14 protein-coding genes are annotated in these 16,740 nt (G+C 48.5%); 10 read left to right on the top strand and 4 right to left on the bottom strand.

The window, feature by feature from the left end:
• The first annotated feature begins 8 nt into the window (after positions 1–8).
• From DWZ61_RS03670 to DWZ61_RS03650, 5 genes are all read left to right on the top strand, one after another.
• Complete coding sequence (locus DWZ61_RS03670; RefSeq protein WP_022311783.1) at positions 9–1,232, top strand: cysteine desulfurase; 1,224 nt, start codon at positions 9–11, stop codon at positions 1,230–1,232.
• Positions 1,222–1,653: a Fe-S cluster assembly sulfur transfer protein SufU gene (gene sufU, locus DWZ61_RS03665; protein ID WP_022311782.1), complete on the top strand. Its 432-nt coding sequence runs from the start codon at positions 1,222–1,224 to the stop codon at positions 1,651–1,653. The genes DWZ61_RS03670 and sufU overlap by 11 nt, the downstream gene beginning before the upstream one ends.
• An 89-nt stretch (positions 1,654–1,742) precedes the next feature.
• Entirely contained in the window at positions 1,743–2,081 is a 339-nt protein-coding gene (locus DWZ61_RS03660; protein ID WP_022152741.1) for a DUF1622 domain-containing protein, read from the top strand.
• 295 nt (positions 2,082–2,376) lie between these two features.
• Positions 2,377–2,889, top strand: coding sequence for a hypothetical protein (locus DWZ61_RS03655; RefSeq protein WP_022311781.1), 513 nt, complete (start codon positions 2,377–2,379; stop codon positions 2,887–2,889).
• Between the two features lie 146 nt (positions 2,890–3,035).
• Positions 3,036–4,769: a carbon starvation CstA family protein gene (locus DWZ61_RS03650; protein WP_118537423.1), complete on the top strand. Its 1,734-nt coding sequence runs from the start codon at positions 3,036–3,038 to the stop codon at positions 4,767–4,769.
• A 142-nt stretch (positions 4,770–4,911) separates the two neighbouring features.
• Here the strand turns inward: DWZ61_RS03650 and DWZ61_RS03645 are convergent, their stop codons facing one another.
• The 4 genes from DWZ61_RS03645 to DWZ61_RS03630 form a co-directional block, all read right to left on the bottom strand.
• Entirely contained in the window at positions 4,912–6,837 is a 1,926-nt protein-coding gene (locus DWZ61_RS03645) for an EAL domain-containing protein (RefSeq protein WP_118502181.1), read from the bottom strand.
• A gap of 143 nt (positions 6,838–6,980) precedes the next feature.
• The gene (locus tag DWZ61_RS03640; protein ID WP_022311778.1) at positions 6,981–7,823 is read right to left on the bottom strand and encodes a DegV family protein; all 843 of its coding nucleotides are present in this window, start codon (positions 7,821–7,823) and stop codon (positions 6,981–6,983) included.
• Positions 7,824–7,976: 153 nt separating this feature from the next.
• Positions 7,977–8,447, bottom strand: a complete 471-nt coding sequence (locus tag DWZ61_RS03635; RefSeq protein ID WP_022311777.1) for a helix-turn-helix domain-containing protein — start codon at positions 8,445–8,447, stop codon at positions 7,977–7,979.
• Positions 8,448–8,578: 131 nt separating this feature from the next.
• Positions 8,579–9,274 carry a hypothetical protein gene (locus DWZ61_RS03630; RefSeq protein WP_118537422.1) on the bottom strand — a complete coding sequence of 232 codons (696 nt, stop codon included), beginning with the start codon at positions 9,272–9,274 and terminating at the stop codon, positions 8,579–8,581.
• A 358-nt stretch (positions 9,275–9,632) separates the two neighbouring features.
• Between DWZ61_RS03630 and DWZ61_RS03625 the strand changes: the two genes are divergently transcribed.
• The 5 genes from DWZ61_RS03625 to DWZ61_RS03605 all read left to right on the top strand — a co-directional run bounded on the left by DWZ61_RS03625 (position 9,633) and on the right by DWZ61_RS03605 (position 16,682).
• Positions 9,633–10,757 carry a guanylate kinase gene (locus DWZ61_RS03625; RefSeq protein WP_117464797.1) on the top strand — a complete coding sequence of 375 codons (1,125 nt, stop codon included), beginning with the start codon at positions 9,633–9,635 and terminating at the stop codon, positions 10,755–10,757.
• Between the two features lie 82 nt (positions 10,758–10,839).
• The gene (locus DWZ61_RS03620; protein ID WP_022311774.1) at positions 10,840–11,922 is read left to right on the top strand and encodes a GntR family transcriptional regulator; all 1,083 of its coding nucleotides are present in this window, start codon (positions 10,840–10,842) and stop codon (positions 11,920–11,922) included.
• 64 nt (positions 11,923–11,986) lie between these two features.
• On the top strand, positions 11,987–13,483 hold the full coding sequence (araA, locus tag DWZ61_RS03615) for an L-arabinose isomerase (protein ID WP_118537421.1): 1,497 nt from the start codon (positions 11,987–11,989) through the stop codon (positions 13,481–13,483).
• A 127-nt stretch (positions 13,484–13,610) separates the two neighbouring features.
• Complete coding sequence (locus DWZ61_RS03610; RefSeq protein WP_118537420.1) at positions 13,611–15,215, top strand: response regulator; 1,605 nt, start codon at positions 13,611–13,613, stop codon at positions 15,213–15,215.
• Positions 15,216–15,242: 27 nt separating this feature from the next.
• Positions 15,243–16,682 carry a sensor histidine kinase gene (locus DWZ61_RS03605; RefSeq protein WP_117464639.1) on the top strand — a complete coding sequence of 480 codons (1,440 nt, stop codon included), beginning with the start codon at positions 15,243–15,245 and terminating at the stop codon, positions 16,680–16,682.
• The last annotated feature ends 58 nt before the right edge of the window (positions 16,683–16,740 follow it).

The following is a 16,740-nucleotide window of genomic DNA, read 5'->3' as shown; positions in this document are numbered from 1 at the left end:
GAGGAAGTATGACGACTTCAATCAGCGAGATCCGTAAGGATTTTCCTCTGCTTATGAGTAACGATGTGATTTATCTGGACACGGCGGCGACTTCCCAGAAGCCGTCCTGTGTTCTGGAGGCAGAGAGAACATTTTATGAAAAATACAATGCCAATCCCCTGCGCGGATTATACGAGCTGGGAGAGGCGGCAACCGAAAAATACGAAGAAGCCAGAGAGACGGTCCGGGAGTTTTTAAATGCCAGAGAGGCGGCGGAGATCGTTTTCGTCCGCAATGCCACGGAAGGCTTGAATCTGGTGGCCTACAGTTTCGGCTCACTGGTACTGAAACCGGGAGATGAGATCCTGGTGAGCATTATGGAGCACCACAGCAATCTCTTGCCCTGGCAGCAGGCGGCAGCCAGAACCGGAGCAGTGGTGAAGTATCTGGAGTGCACCGAAGACGGAAAATATACCGAGGAAGCTTTTAAGGAGGCACTGAGCGAACGAACGAAGATCGTTGCTATGACCCAGGTATCCAATGTGCTGGGCTGCAAAAATGATATCAAGCGTTTTGCGCAGCTGGCACATGAGGCAGGCGCTTATTTCGTGGCAGACGGAGCCCAGAGCGTTCCCCATATGGCAGTGGATGTACAGGATCTGGATGTGGATTTTTTGGCATTTTCCGGACACAAGATGTATGCTCCCATGGGAATTGGTGCGTTATATGCGAAGAGAGAACTGTTGGAGCAGATGCCTCCTTTCCTGTGCGGCGGGGAAATGATCGATTCCGTCAGCCGTACCGGAGCCGTGTGGGCGGAAGTGCCACATAAGTTCGAAGCAGGAACGGTAAACGGTGCCGGAGCCTATGCACTGGCAGAGGCAATCCGGTATGTGCAGAAGATCGGTTTTGACTTTATCGAAGAGAGAGAAGCGAAGCTGACAGCCATGCTGATGGATGGCATGAAAGAGATTCCCGCAGTACACATTCTGGGCTCACAGAAAGCAGAAGACCATCACGGCATTGTGACCTTCAAACTGGACGGTGTGCATCCCCATGATGTGGCTTCTATTTTGGATGCGGATCATATCGCGGTCCGGGCGGGACATCATTGTGCCCAGCCGTTATTGCAACATTTGAAAGTATTGTCCACCACCAGAGTAAGCCTGGGTGTCTACAATACGGAAGAAGAGATTCAGGCATTTTTAGAAAGCCTTGCAAAGATAAGGAGACAGATGGGCTATGGAGAATAAGACATTTTATAATGAAATCCTGACGGAGCACAATCTGCATCCGTATCACAAGCACAAGCTGGAGGATGCGAATCTGGTGTTGGAGGGCGTTAATCCCAGCTGTGGTGATGACATTTTTCTGGAGCTGAAAGTGGAGGATGGTGTGGTAGTTGACGGTGCCTTCGAAGGCGACGGCTGTGCCATTTCCCAGGCTTCCGCGGACATGATGCTGGAGCTGGTCATTGGCAGAAGCAAGGAGGAAGCGTTGCATCTGGCAGACCTGTTCCTCAAGATGATCAAGGGAAGTATTACCGAGGAAGAGCGGGACGAACTGGAGGAAGCCTCCGTATTGCAGGATATCGCCCACATGCCTGCCAGGGTAAAATGCGCGGTGCTTGGCTGGCATACTATGCAGGAATTATTGAAAACAGAAGAAAAATAGCTGATAAAAAGATAAAGATACATCTTGCACGCCCTTTTTGGATACGCTACAATGAAAAAAAGAAGTGTAAGAAAAGCGGGGGGCTGTGCATGTTCCACATAGAGCTTATCATTGAATTCCTGGAAAACGTGATGAACAATATTGTCCAGGTGGCAATACTGTTCTTTGAATTTGTCGGAGTGATCGTTATTATTCTCTCCGGTCTGAAAGGGTTTTATAATTATGTGCGGCGGGTGCCGGATATGAAGATCACCCTGGCGCAGGGGCTTGCTGTAGGGCTGGAGTTCAAGTTGTGCAGTGAGATCCTTAAGACCGTTATTGTCAGAGACTGGAAGGAGATCGTTACTGTAGCCGGTATCATCGGACTTCGTGCGGCACTGACTTTCCTGATCCATTGGGAGATCAAGGAAGAGAAGAATCATTCCTAAAAATCGGCAGCTGATGAAAATCGGCTGCTTTTTTTTTAGAATGATTTCCGGTTACCCAACAAAAGTCAATAAGTTTATCCAGATAAAGAGATTAAATTTGTAATGGTATATAGGTTAAATTTGCACCTTGGAAAAAAGCTGTCAGAGGACTAACATATAACGATAAAGTATGTATTTATAAAAAAGTGTAAAGAAATGCTAAAAAAACCGTTGCATTTGACACTTCGACGTGCTAAAGCTATCGATAGCATGAACGTAAATGTAATCGATTACGCATGCTTAAAAGGAAAGCAGAATGGAATTACAAAAGACACTTACTCCCGGGGAAGCGCTGGAACGCGTCCTGCGATCTTATCAGACCTACTACAATATCAAAACAGAGGCTGTAGAACCGCCATTCGCAGCCGAAGCAATCTTCGGATCCCATAATGAGCAGTACTTTCTGATCAAGAAAGCTAAGGTGGCAGATATTGACACCAACGAGACTGTGTATTTTGCCACAGAGGAATCTTTATCAAAGGATCGCCTTCTGGAACTGGACTCCATCGCCTGGGAACGGGGAACTGCCAACGTGCAGCCCTCATCCAATCATCGGAACAGCGATGTTGTCCTGATCATTCTGACCGGTCATGCGGAGGAGGATGCGCTTACACAGGTGAAAAAGTGCAAGCATTATCAGAGTTACCTCTGGGGATTTCATGGCTGGAGTAATTACCGTTTGATTGTCGCCGAGTTATCTTCGGGTCGGATCGTCCACAACCGCCACGGACAGATTCTGAAGAAGCTCGTGAAAAAGGCAATACAGTAAATACAAGGGACATGTGAGGAAGCAGTAATTTACAAAGTAAATTAACGGATTCCGAACAGTTTTAGAATTGCGAGAGCGGATTTTAGCGGAGCAATTCGTGTATTTGCGAAAAATTAAATCTGTGTATAAGAAAAGGAGAAACACAAATGACAGCATTATTAATTGTTTTGGCCGCTATCGTATTATTGTTTATCGGCTATGTGTTCTATGGCTCCTGGCTGGCAAAACAGTGGGGCATTGATCCTACCAAGAAGACTCCTGCTATTGAGAAGGAGGATGGTGTAGACTATGTTGCAGCAAAGCCCGCCGTACTTATGGGACATCATTTTTCCTCTATCGCCGGAGCAGGCCCGATCAACGGACCGATCCAGGCTTCCATCTTCGGATGGGTTCCCGTATTCCTGTGGTGTATTATCGGTGGTATTTTCTTCGGCGGTCTGCAGGACTTCGGATCTTTATTCGCATCTATCAGACATGACGGTAAATCTGTAGGTGAGATCATCGAGGATTCCATGGGATCCAGAGCAAAGAAGCTTTTCATCATCTTCGCACTTCTGGTATTGATTCTGGTAATCGCTTCCTTCGTTAACATCGTGGCAGGTACTTTCCTGACTGTGGCAGACGAAGCCGGCAAGACCGCTTTCGGTTTTGTGACCAATCCTACCGGTAACCAGTCTACCGCTATGATCTCTTTGTTATTTATCGTTCTGGCTGTTATTTATGGTTATGTGACCAACAGAATGGGTGTCAAGACTCTGCCCGCTACCATCGGTGGCATCATCGGTATCGTACTGATCACTGTTCTTGGCTTGAACGTTGGTTTTGCAATGAACCGTATCGCATGGATCGTATTCGTAGGTGTGTACATCGCTGTAGCTTCCCTGGTTCCCGTATGGATCCTGTTACAGCCCCGTGACTATCTGTCCAGCTTCCTGCTGTACGCTATGATCGGTCTGGCATTCATCGGTGTGGTTGCAGGTGCTTTCACCGGTACTGTTGCTTTCGATATTCCAGCTTTCACCAGCTGGGAGCCCAAGGCAGGACAGACCCTGTTCCCTATGCTGTTCATCACTGTAGCATGTGGTGCATGTTCCGGTTTCCACAGCTTGATCGCTACCGGTACTTCTTCCAAGCAGTTAGCGAACGAGAAGGATGCCAAGGCAATCGGTTACGGCTCCATGCTAATCGAGTCTGCTCTGGGTATCATCGCTCTGGTAGCAGTCGGTGCAGTATATCAGAAGTACTTAAACGGTGAGTTCGGATCTCCCGCAGCTGCATTCGCTGCAGGTATCGCATCCATGTTCGGTACCGAGACTTCCAAGGCATATGGCACCATTTACGCACTATTAACTCTGTCTGTATCCGTATTCGCGCTGACCAGTCTGGATACCGGTACCCGTCTGAGCCGTTTCATGTTCTCCGAGCTGTTCCTGAAGGAAGGCGAGGCTACCTACAAGGATGCCAAGGGCGCACGTAAAGTGCTGGCTCATCCTCTGTTCGGTACTGTTTCTATGGTACTGATCGGTTGTATCCTGGGTGGTCTGTCTCTGAGCCAGATCTGGGGTCTGTTCGGTGCAGCCAACCAGTTGCTGGCAGGTATCGCACTGATGGCAGTAGCTGCATGGCTGGGTGAAGTTGGTAAGAACAACAAGATGTTCTACTTCCCTATGGTATTCATGCTTGCTGCAACCCTGACCAGCCTGGTGATCACTGTAATCAACAAGTGTAAGGCTATCGGCGCCGGCACCGCTGCATGGGGTGACTGGTTCCAGCTGTTCTTCGCAACTGCAATGGCAGTGCTGGCAATCTTCCTGGTAGTGGAAGGTGCACAGACCTTCGCTAAGCAGATGAAAGAGAAGAAGGCTAAGAAGGCTGCTTAATATAAGCGCAAGATACAAAAGATAAATAAAGTTAAGCAAAGAGAAATCCCGGAGACTGTGAAAGGCCTTCGGGATTTTTATTGTGTATGCGGGGACCGCAGAAGCGGTGTCCGGAATAATAATAGATGCGGCAATCGCAATATCAGCCCCGCGTAAGGAACCGGGGCAATTCTTCAATGGGAATCGGCTTGGAGAACTTATAGCCCTGTAAATAATCTGCATGACTGATGATACACAGTTCTTCCTGGGCATCGGTCTCTACACCTTCGTACAGTACCTTGTAACCCAGACGCTCAAAGGCGGTAGAGAAGTAATCCAGCATGAAGCGGGAATTGGCATCCTGATCCGCCATCAGTAAAAGGCTTCTGTCGAATTTGACCACATCCAGTTTCAGGCTTAAGATCCGGTCGAAATTGGAATAACCGGTTCCAAAATCATCCAGATAAGTACATACCCCCAACTGTTTGAACTCACTGACGCATTCCTGTACCAGTTCGTATTCCGTATCGTTCTGGGACTCCGTAAACTCAACGGCAATGGTGTGGAAGTCGATTCCGGCGGCTCGTACGATGGATTTGAATTCTTCCATGAAGTCCTTTTCGCCCAGCTCTTCCACAGAAAGATTTACGGATACACGGGAGATCTGATAGCCCTCATCTTGCATCTGCTTGATCTGCCTACAGGTCTTATTCAGAATGATCATGCTGAGGCGGTGGATGTAGCCGTATTTTTCTGCCAGAGGAATAAAACGATCCGGGAATACCAGTCCTGTCTGTGGCAGACGCAAACGCATCAGGGATTCTGCGGTATCGTAAGTACCCGTGTGGACATTCCGTACCGGCTGACAATAGACCAGAACGCGTTCGTCATCTAAGGAGCCGTGTTCCGCAATATCCTTCAACTGGGACTTGATATAATGCATTTCTTTATAAGTCTGGTAATCTTCTTCCCCGAAGACACGATAGGAATTCTGCGCTACTTTTTCGGAAAAGTAATTGAATACCTCGTAGAACTGTTCCAGATTCTCACAAAAGTCCAGATGGTCGAAGAGTACCAGCTTGTAGGGAAGCTTATATTCTTCATAATATTTCTGGAACACCTTTTTAATCAGGGATACTGCCCTTTCTGTGGCATCCGGGATATTGTGGCTGTCCACTGCCAGTACGAAGAAGCTGGTGGAAGGATTGAACAACATACCCTTTCGAAAATAATCCGTCCAGAAGCTGTAGAACAGCTTTCCCATTTCCTCTGTCATGACGTATTCGAAATCCATGTCAAAGCGCAGGCACAGGTAGTAGGTATCCTGAGCGGTCTGTCGCTGCTGGCGCAGATATTCATCCAAGGATGCGGAACCCAGGGCACCGGTCTTCGGGTCGTAGGCGTTGGCATGGAGCATGTACAATACCACCAGAAGCGGCAGAAAATAGGTTGTGGCCAGGAAAGAAGTCGTATTCATGGCAGCTTCCATGACTACGATCAATCCACAGACCGTCTCAGTAAATATCAGCATATGGAACAGTGCGGTAGGAAGTCTGCGGCGGTAGCGAACCAACAGAAAGAGGATCACCGCCAGATACAGAAGATATCCGACCATAAAAGGAGTGGACAGGATATTTTCATACCAGATTCCGTAATGATCCTGATGAAATCCCCAGCCGGTCAGAGGAGATGCCAGATCGGCAACTCCGGTCACCACAAGGATGGCGAAGGACAGAAAGGTATATTTCCTGCCGATATTTTTCGGGAAGACGATCAGTATTTTCAGGTAAGCAATATAGAGACAGAACAGGGACAGAAGACTGATATGGTAGACGGCCCGGAGGATCCAGAGAAGGGTGTTCTGTCTGGAAAAAAGGTCGGCATAATAAAAGGCGATATTGGAAACTGCGGCAATGAAAAGCAGGGCAAAACAGGCCTTGAAGATCCGAAAGGTCCGGCTCTGTTTAATGAAAGTCTGTCGGATCAGTAACAATGCCAGAAGACACATAACCACCAACAGAAAATCTGCCACGGGAGAGTAACTGTGGATGACGATATGATTTGTGGATAGTAACAGGTTCAACCCCATAAAAATTCTCCTCTCTGGTAATGTAGAAAATGAACAAACAATATAAAATGAATTTACAAATACCATAAGAGGAGAAATTTGTCAGTGGGGCAGCTGTGGGAAATTAGTCCTATTTTGAGCAAATGGGAAAAATTGTAATAGATTTAATGTTCGAAGAATGCAACGGCAACAGCACCCGGGCCCACATGGGTTCCGATGGTGGCACCCAGAGTGCTGACGGGAAGCTCCTTGGCATAATCCTTCCAGAGATGCTCACTGTCGTGAATGTATTTCTGTAAAAGTTCGTCACTCAGACCGGTATAGCCCAGACAGAAGGGCTTGGAGAAGTCCACGCCGTCCGCTTTTTCAATTTCACGGATGAGGAAGTTACTGCCGTTTTTGGAACCACGGGCTTTTCCCAGCATAATGATCTCACCGTCTACGACTGCTACCACGGGCTTGATGGCCAGAGCGCCCCCGATGAATGCCACAGTGGGGGAGATACGGCCCCCTTTTTTCAAGTATTCCAGAGTGTCTAAGAGTCCCATGGTGTGGATCTTATGCTTTTGCTCTTGCAGAACGCTTACGATCTCTTCCGCGGTCATTCCCTGCTTTTTCAGCTGCAGGCCGTATTCTACCAGAATCTGTTCCCCAATGGTGGCATTCAGACTGTCTACGACGAAGACTTTGCCTTCATAATCCTCGGCAGCGATCCGGGCACTCTGGCAGGTGCCGGACAGCTTGCTGGAAATAGTAACCACAATGACAGTTTCTCCGGCCGATACAGCTTTTTCGTAGGCTTCTTCGAAGACTGCGGGAGATACCAGACTGGTGGTGGGCAGAGTATCACATTCGATCAGTTTCTCATAGAATTCCTTATGACTGATGGTGACACCGTCAGCATATTCCTCCTCACCGAAGCGGATATGCAGGGGGAGAATCGTGACGTCCTCTCTTGAACTGTTCATATCGGATGCGGAGTCCGTGATAAAACGTATTTTTTCCATAATTGTTTCCTGTACTTTCTATATATAGTTATGATGAATATTCTTTCGGGCGGAAATGCGCCGGGGCATCCATCGGGATGGACATACGACATCGTTCATGTCACCTTGCTGTTAATTCTGTTGGAAAGCCGGTCAGGGTGAGTTGCGGATGGATCATTTCTCTGTGGGATGCTTGACAGAAAACTCTGTAAGATACTGCTCCAGATTATGGGAGATCCGTTCCAGAGAGTCATAGAGATTCAACCGTTGTTCTTCCGTCATGCCATCACCGCCGTGAGCCAGTGCGGAATAGATCCGGGAACTGATCTTTTTGACTACAGTATTGCCTTCTTCTGTCAGATAATACAGTGTGCGGTAGGAACGTTTATGTTCCGGCAGCTCGCAGGACACCAGCCCCTTGGAACTCAACTGGCTTAAGGTACGGGAGATTGCGGCCTTGTCTTCCTTACACAGCTCCGTCAGCTGCGTGGCGGTCAGCCCTTCCGGGTGTTTTCCCAGATAATACAGACACATGGTATAACCGGCTTTTAAGTCCATCTGTCCCATTTCCAGTTCTTTCAATTTTTGCAGATAACGGTGCAATTCTGTGATAGATACCACAAATCTTTCAAAACGATCCTGCATGAAGGTTCCTCCTGTAAAATGTTGACACTGCAACAACTTTATGAAGTGTAACACAAGGATGTTGATAAGTCAACAAAAAGAAGGGCAAAAAAATACCTTATCCATTAAGATAAGGTACTGATAAGAATAAACTATGCAATTTCCAGCCGCTGCTTTATTTTTCGGACATCATTTTCCAATACATTAAGCCGGACGCGAACCAGTTCATCATCTTCTTTTACTTTTAAGGCCCGGTCGAATTTTCTGGATAAATCTAAATGAGCTTCTGCAATTGTACAGATATTACGACTGACTTCATTCTCAAGAGTCAACTCCATATTGGTAAGGCGATTCGCCATAGAGAGCTGACCGGATTCCAGATTGGCAAGGCGCTGTTCCATGGCAATCTGACCGGATTCCAGATTGGCAAGGCGCTGTTCCATGGCAATCTGACCGGATTCCAGATTGGCAAGGCGCTGTTCCATGGCAATCTGACCGGATTCCAGATTGGCAAGGCGCTGTTCCATGGCAATCTGACCGGATTCCAGATTGGCAAGGCGCTGTTCCATGGCAATCTGACCGGATTCCAGATTGGAAACACGTTGTTCCAAAGAATCGAATCTTTGCTCCAGTGAATCAAGTCGCTGCTCCACCCTGTCGAGTCGCTGTTCGACCTTATCAAGTCGTTGTTCCACCCTGTCGAGTCGCTGTTCGACCTTATCAAGTCGTTGCTCCACCCTGTCGAGTCGCTGTTCGACCTTATCAAGTCGTTGCTCCACCCTGCCCAGTCGTTGGTCTATACTTTCTAATTTAATTACTATCGTCTCTAATAATTCCCGGTTGGTCATGAATTCTCCTCCTGTACATGTATACTAGCACAGTTCAAAAGTGTTGACAATTGGGCAATATAGAGAAAAAAGCGATTGTGAATTATTACAACAAAAAATATGATAAATGGATGATAAGCCCCAAAAACATGATATATCCAAGGAAAAAGAGTACGGCAAAATAAACAATGCCGATTGGAACGGTAGAAGAGCCAGAGAGAGCGGCTACGGTATGGATTGTACTGCGTATTCGTTTATGCTATGCTAAATAGCAGAAGTATTCCGGAAATGGGAATGCACAATGTGCAAAAAGCATAATGCACTAAAATTACATGGTGTGATAGATCGTATTGAACATAGAAAGAGTGAGGACTACAGCATGCTCAGACCCAGCATCGGTATTGATTGGGACGATGTTACCGCCCCGTTTAACAGTATCGCCATCCGTATGGCAAATGAAAAATATCATCCGAAGGAACCCTATCGCATGGAGGAAATCACTTCCTGGGCCAACGAAGGGCGGACTTCGGTGATCAAAGAATTCTATAACGATCCGGAACTGTACCGGAGGCAGATCCCGACCGAGGAGACGAAACGAGGGATCCGCAGACTGATGCAGATCGCGGATGTTTTTTTCATTACTGCGGTGTCACCACATTTTATGGGAGTGCGGGCAGAACAGATCATGACCCAGTTCCCGGAGCTTCCACCGGAAAATATTATTCTGGGAAGTGCCAAGGATCGTGTCCATTTTGATATTGTGCTGGATGATGCCATCCACAATATTCTGGAGAGCAAGGCGGAGTATCCGGTGCTGATGCGGAAGCCCTGGAATGCCAAAATGACGGGGCTGTTGTCCGTAAATACCATGGCGGAATTTGTCTCTCTGGTGAAGCAGATCATGAAAGCATCCACTTCTAAGACAGAGAAGATCACTGCTCCGGCGGTGCTGGCCCTGGTGGGGCCGTCCGGCTCCGGCAAACGGGAGATTACGGAAGCTTTGTGCGGTAGCCGAGGGACAGGCGCGAGCGAAAGGACAGAGAGTGGGGAGATTTTTGTCCGCCCGGTGAACTACTGCACGGAACCGGGGCGCTACGGCCACAAGTACGTCCCGGAGGAAGCCTTCGACCGGATGAACTTTTTTGAAAAAACGGCTTATGCCGGGGTACGGTACGGCACCAGAAAGGAAGACATTCAGACCTTGCTGGATCAGGGAAAGTTTGCGGTGATCCCCGTGGATATGTGCGGTGCCATTGCCATGAAGCGTTCCTTTCCCACCCATATTATCTATGTGGCGAGAGATAAAGAAAAGCTGATCGCCGATATCATTGATTCCGACTATGACACCGAGGAAAAGACACTTCGGATCCTGTCTATCGATGCGGAGAAGCGTAATCGCAAGATCTGTGATTATGTGATCCATAATGATACCATAGAAGGGGAACGTGTCAGCGGAGCGGAAGAAATCCGGCGGTTGATCCTGCTGGAAGGCGAAAAATACTGAAATGTACCGGGGAGCGATACCCGGAAAACGGAATAGAGTTGTACAAAACCGGATAGAGAAGGAGCGGGGCGGACGGATACGTATGGAAGAAAAACGGCTGAAATACTATAAAATGCATCATGATTTACAGGAACAGATCCGACTGGGAGAACTGCGCAGCGGTGACCGTGTTCCCTCGGAGAACCAGCTGGCCGCCGCTTATCAGGTGAGCCGCCAGACCGTCCGCAAGGCACTGGCCATTCTGGAACAGGAGGGATACATCTATGCGGTACACGGGAAAGGCACCTTTGTGTCGGAGCGGGTCCGCCCGGAGCATAAGTCTCACAACATTGCCGTGGTGACCACCTATCTGTCGGATTATATTTTTCCCCGGGTTATTCAGGGCATCGATGAAGTTCTTACGGCACAGGGGTATAGCATTTTATTAAAAAATACAAGAAACTCCCGGAGCCAGGAGGCACGGTGTCTGGAGGAACTGTTGCAGAAGGATATCGACGGGGTCATCATCGAACCCAGTAAGAGCCAGATCAGCTGCAGACATCTGCATCTGTATGAGCGGCTGGAAGAATACGGAATTCCCTATGTGTTTATTCAAGGCTGCTTCGACCAGATGGAAGACAAGCCCCAGGTGCTGATGGACGATTGCAGGGGAGGTCATCTGATCACAAAATATCTCCTGGATACCGGGCATCGCGATATTGCCGGAGTGTTCAAGGCAGATGACATCCAGGGACAGAACCGTCACCGGGGCTATGTACAGGCCCTGCAGGAAGCAGGTGTCCTCTACGATCCGGACAAGGTGATCTGGTTCCATACCGAGGATCGTAAAGTCCACCCACAGGAGGGAATCCGACGTCTGATCTCCAAGGGAACCAGACTCGACAGTGTGGTCTGTTACAATGACCAGATCGCCATGCAGGTCATCCCGACGCTGACGGCCCGGGGGATTCGTGTCCCGGAGGACATTTCCGTCACCGGTTATGACAATTCCTACATGGCCATCGGCGGAGGTTTTCAACTGACCACTATCGTTCATCCCCAGGAAAAACTGGGAGAAATGGCGGCACAGCTGTTACTGTCACTGCTTCATGGGGAATCTCTGGGACCGGAAGAGAGAAAGATTCTCATCCAGCCGGAGCTTGTCGTAGGAAATACAACTTGTTAGCAGAAGCATACAAGTTGTAATATGGTAATATCGAAATTGTATTCAACTACAGGAGGTATTACTTATGTTACAGACAAAAAAATATCAATTCTGGTTTTGTACGGGATCACAGGACTTGTATGGGGACGAGTGCCTGGCAAAGGTAGCGGAGCATTCTCACAAGATCGTGGATGCCCTGAACGCTTCCGGTGTGTTACCTTATGAGGTGGTATGGAAGCCGACCCTGATCACTAACGAACTGATCCGCCGTACTTTTAATGAAGCAAATCTGGATGACACTTGTGCCGGTGTTATCACCTGGATGCATACTTTCTCTCCGGCAAAATCCTGGATCCTGGGATTACAGGAGTATCGTAAGCCCCTGCTGCATTTCCATACTCAGTTCAATGAGGAACTGCCCTATGACACCATCGACATGGATTTCATGAATGAGAACCAGTCTGCCCACGGTGACAGAGAGTACGGTCATATCGTGACCCGCATGCGCATGGAGCGTAAGGTTGTGGTAGGCCACTGGTCTGATCCTGTGGTACAGGGCAAGATCGCATCCTGGATGCGTGCTGCAGTCGGCGTGGTGGAGAGCAGCCATATCCGTGTCATGCGTGTGGCTGACAACATGCGCAATGTAGCGGTAACCGAAGGTGATAAGGTAGAAGCACAGATCAAGTTTGGCTGGGAAGTAGACGCTTACCCTGTAAACGAGATCGCAGAGAGTGTAAATGCCGTATCTGTATCCGATGTCAATGCACTGGTAGACGAGTACTACGAGAAATATAATATTTTATTAGAGGGAAGAGACCCCGAAGAGTTTAAAAAACATGTGGCTGTACAGGCACAGATCGAACTGGGATTTGAACGTTTCCTGGAAGAGAAGAATTATCAGGCCATCGTTACCCACTTCGGAGATCTGGGTGCGTTGAAGCAACTGCCCGGACTGGCCATTCAGAGACTGATGGAGAAGGGCTACGGCTTCGGCGCAGAAGGTGACTGGAAGGTAGCCGCCATGGTACGTCTGATGAAGATCATGACCGCAGGCAAAAAGGATGCCAAGGGTACTTCCATGCTGGAGGATTACACCTACAATCTGATCAAGGGCAAGGAAGGTATTCTGGAAGCCCATATGCTGGAGATCTGCCCCACCATTGCGGACGGTCCCATCAGCATCAAGTGCCAGCCCCTGTCCATGGGAGACAGAGAAGATCCTGCAAGACTGGTATTTACTTCCAAGGAAGGTCATGGTATCGCTACTTCCCTGATCGACATGGGCAATCGTTTCCGTCTGATCATCAACGATGTGAACTGCAAGAAAGTGGAGAAACCCATGCCGAAGCTTCCTACCGCTACCAACTTCTGGACTCCCGAACCGGATCTGTATACCGGCGCGGAAGCATGGATCCTGGCAGGAGGTGCACATCATACCGCATTTACCTACGATCTGACCGCAGAGCAGATGGGTGACTGGGCAGCCATGATGGGCATCGAGGCTGTATATATCGACAAGGATACGAAGATCCGCGATCTGAAGAGAGACCTGATGCTGGGAGAAGTATTCTACCGCTAAAATATGCTACCCGAAAAATCTGTTTTCGTGTATAATAGAAAATAGTATTGCAGAGAACGAAATAAAAATCTGCAGGCAGAATCTGCGGGTAGAAGTTACCTGCAGATAGAAGAAGGGTATCGTAGAAATGTTAAAAGTGTTTTTGGTGGAGGATGAATTTGTCATCCGTGAAGGAATCAAAAATAATATTGACTGGAAGGCTCATGGCTATGAGTTCTGTGGGGAGGCCGGCGACGGAGAGCTGGCCTATCCCATGATCCAGAAATTGCGTCCGGATATCGTGATCACCGATATCCGGATGCCGTTTATGGACGGCCTGGAATTGAGCCGTCTGATCCGCAAGGAGCTTCCGGACACAGAAATCATTATTCTGTCCGGTTACCAGGAATTCGAATATGCCAAGGAAGCTATCAAGCTGGGAGTGGCCCAGTATCTGTCCAAACCCATCAATGGTGAGGAACTGCTGGCGGAATTGGATGAATTGTCGGCGAAGATCGAGGAGAAGCGCAGAGCCATTCAGATCAGAGAGCGGTATTTGCAGGAGATGGAGGAAAACAATCTCAGAGAGCGGAAAAAACTGTTCCAGGAACTGGTCACCGGAGAAAGCACCGTGGCAGAACTGTTGGAATCGGCAGAGATTCTGGGGATCGATCTGTCGGCACCCTGGTACAATATTATTCTGTTCAAGACCCAGTCTCTGCGTCATGCGCAGGATGAGTATTCCGGCAGCCTGATCCGGATCGAACAGGAACTGCGGGGACTGGAAGACGGCAGGACGGTGATCACCTTTGATCGTAATCTGGAAGGAAAAGCATTCTTACTAAAAGCCGATTCCGAGGAACAGCTATTGCTGTTGCAACAGGAATACATAGAAAAGATCAAGGACATTATGGAAGGCTATGAGCATGTGCGGTATTTCGGTGGTATCGGCAAGCCGGTGAATCGTCTGCGGGAGCTTCCGGCATCTTTTGAACAGGCCAGTCATGCTTTTGCCCACAGATATCTGGTGCAGGACAGCCGGATCCTGGACAGCGGACATATGACGGAGGAAGCGCAGAAGGAAGATAATTTTGACATCAAGGAAGTCAATCCAAAGCAGATCGACCGCACAAGAATCCAGGAATTCTTAAAACAGGGTGACCGGGAGGAAGTGGTCTACTTCGTGGAAGAATTTTTCCGGGATCTCAGCAACAAGGCACTGCAGTCCAATATTTTCAGGCAGTATATTACCATGGATGTCTATTTCTGTGTGGCAGATTTTCTGGAAAGCCTGCAGACGGATACGCAGGAACTGGAAACACCCAATCAGGACGAGAAGACCCTGCAGGACAGCGATAGTGCGATCCATTACATTACCAGAATTCTGCAGAAAGCACTGGCGGTCAGAGATAAGGCTGCCAGCAGCCGGTATGATGATGTGGTGGAACAGGTGATGAAATACATTGATGAGAATTATGCAGACGAGGAACTTTCCCTGAATCTGCTGGCATCCCACGTGAATTTCTCACCAAACCATCTGAGCATGATCTTCAGCCAGCAGACCGGACAGAGCTTTATCAAATATCTGACAGACTATCGTATGAACAAGGCGAAGGAACTCTTGCGCTGCACCGGCAAGCGCAGCAGCCTGATCAGCCAGGAGGTGGGCTACAAGGATCCACACTATTTCTCCTATCTGTTCAAGAAGACCCAGGGGATGACCCCTACCCAGTACCGGGGCGGCACCAATTAGCCGTGGCCATGGATAAGGGGGATTCCTATGAGAAAAAAGATAAAAGAATTGTATGAACATTCGACACTGGTGGCAAAGATAAGATATTCCTATCTTTGCCTTCTGGTGCCTTTTGTATTGTTCCTGATCTTTTGCTTCTATAATTTATGGAACAATAACCGCAGATACGAGGATATGATCAATTCCTCCGTCATGGCCAGCCAGTTCAGCCTGGATTTCCAGAAGGATTTCGATTATGAGACTTATCTGCTGATTGTAGGGAACAAGACACTGGAAGAGTCCAGTCTGCATGATATGCTGGTGGAGGCAGATGGCATCGTGGCCGGTCTGGAAGAACTGACGGAATCTCAGGAGAACCTGAAACGACTGACCAGTGTCAAAAAATATCTGAACAATCTGGAGACCTATATCGGCAGGATCGAGGACAATATCCGGGAAGGCAACCGCTACGAGGACAACATGGAAATCTGGGAAAATGATGTGCAGATTGTGACGTCTCTGGTGGGTGATACCATTTCCCAGTACATCTATTACGAGATCCGGGGGATTCAGGAGAGCAGGCAGCAATATCAGGATTTCTTCGTGAATATGATCCGTTTCTCCATCATTGCCTTTGCACTGATACTGATTCTGTTTTTATTCTTATCCTATTATATACCGTTAAGTATCACGAGCCCCATAAGACGCCTTACCCAGGTGACGGATCAGGTGGCAAAAGGTGACCTGACGGTGCGCTCCGACGTGACGGGGGGCGTGGAGGCCCAGGTGCTCAGCGATTCACTGAATACAATGATCGACAAGATCAACGAACTGTTAGAGCAGGTGAAGACGGAGCAGATCCGGTTGCGCAAGGCGGAATTTGAACTGCTGCAGTCCCAGATCAATCCGCACTTCTTATATAATACGCTGGATGCCATTGTATGGCTGGCGGAAGCGGGAGAACAGAAAAAGGTCGTGAGCATGGTAGGCAGCCTGTCGGACTTTTTCCGGATCTCATTGAATCAGGGACAGGATATTCTGGATGTAAAAGAAGAACTGCAGCACGTCCGCAGCTACCTGGAGATCCAGCAGATGCGTTATCAGGACATCCTTCAATATGAGATCTGTGTTCCGGAAGAATTAAACCATTGCCAGATTCCCAAGATCACGCTGCAGCCTCTGGTGGAAAATGCACTGTACCACGGAATCAAGAACAAACGTGGCAAGGGCATGATACGGATCGAAGGAGAACTGGACGGAGAGGATTGCATTCTGTTGATCACGGACAACGGCAAGGGGATGACGCCGGAGCGGCTGGAGCAGGTGAGGAAAGGCATCCGCAACCGGAAGGCCCGGGAGACCGATATCTACGGCCTGTACAATGTGAACGAACGTATCCGTCTGAATTTCGGCGAAAACTATGGTATCACCATTACCAGTACCTACGGGGAGGGCACCTGTGTCACGGTCCGGCTTCCGCAGCATTAAAAAAATGAACCACTATCGTAAAAAAATCAACTTTTTACGCCGGTGGTTTTTTTTACCA

The sequence above is a fragment of the Clostridium sp. AF34-10BH genome, from assembly GCF_003478095.1.
GTDB classification, from domain to species: Bacteria; Bacillota; Clostridia; order Lachnospirales; family Lachnospiraceae; genus Acetatifactor; species Acetatifactor acetigignens.
Note: the sequence above shows the minus strand (reverse complement) of the source record. Positions and strands in the feature narration are given on the sequence as shown.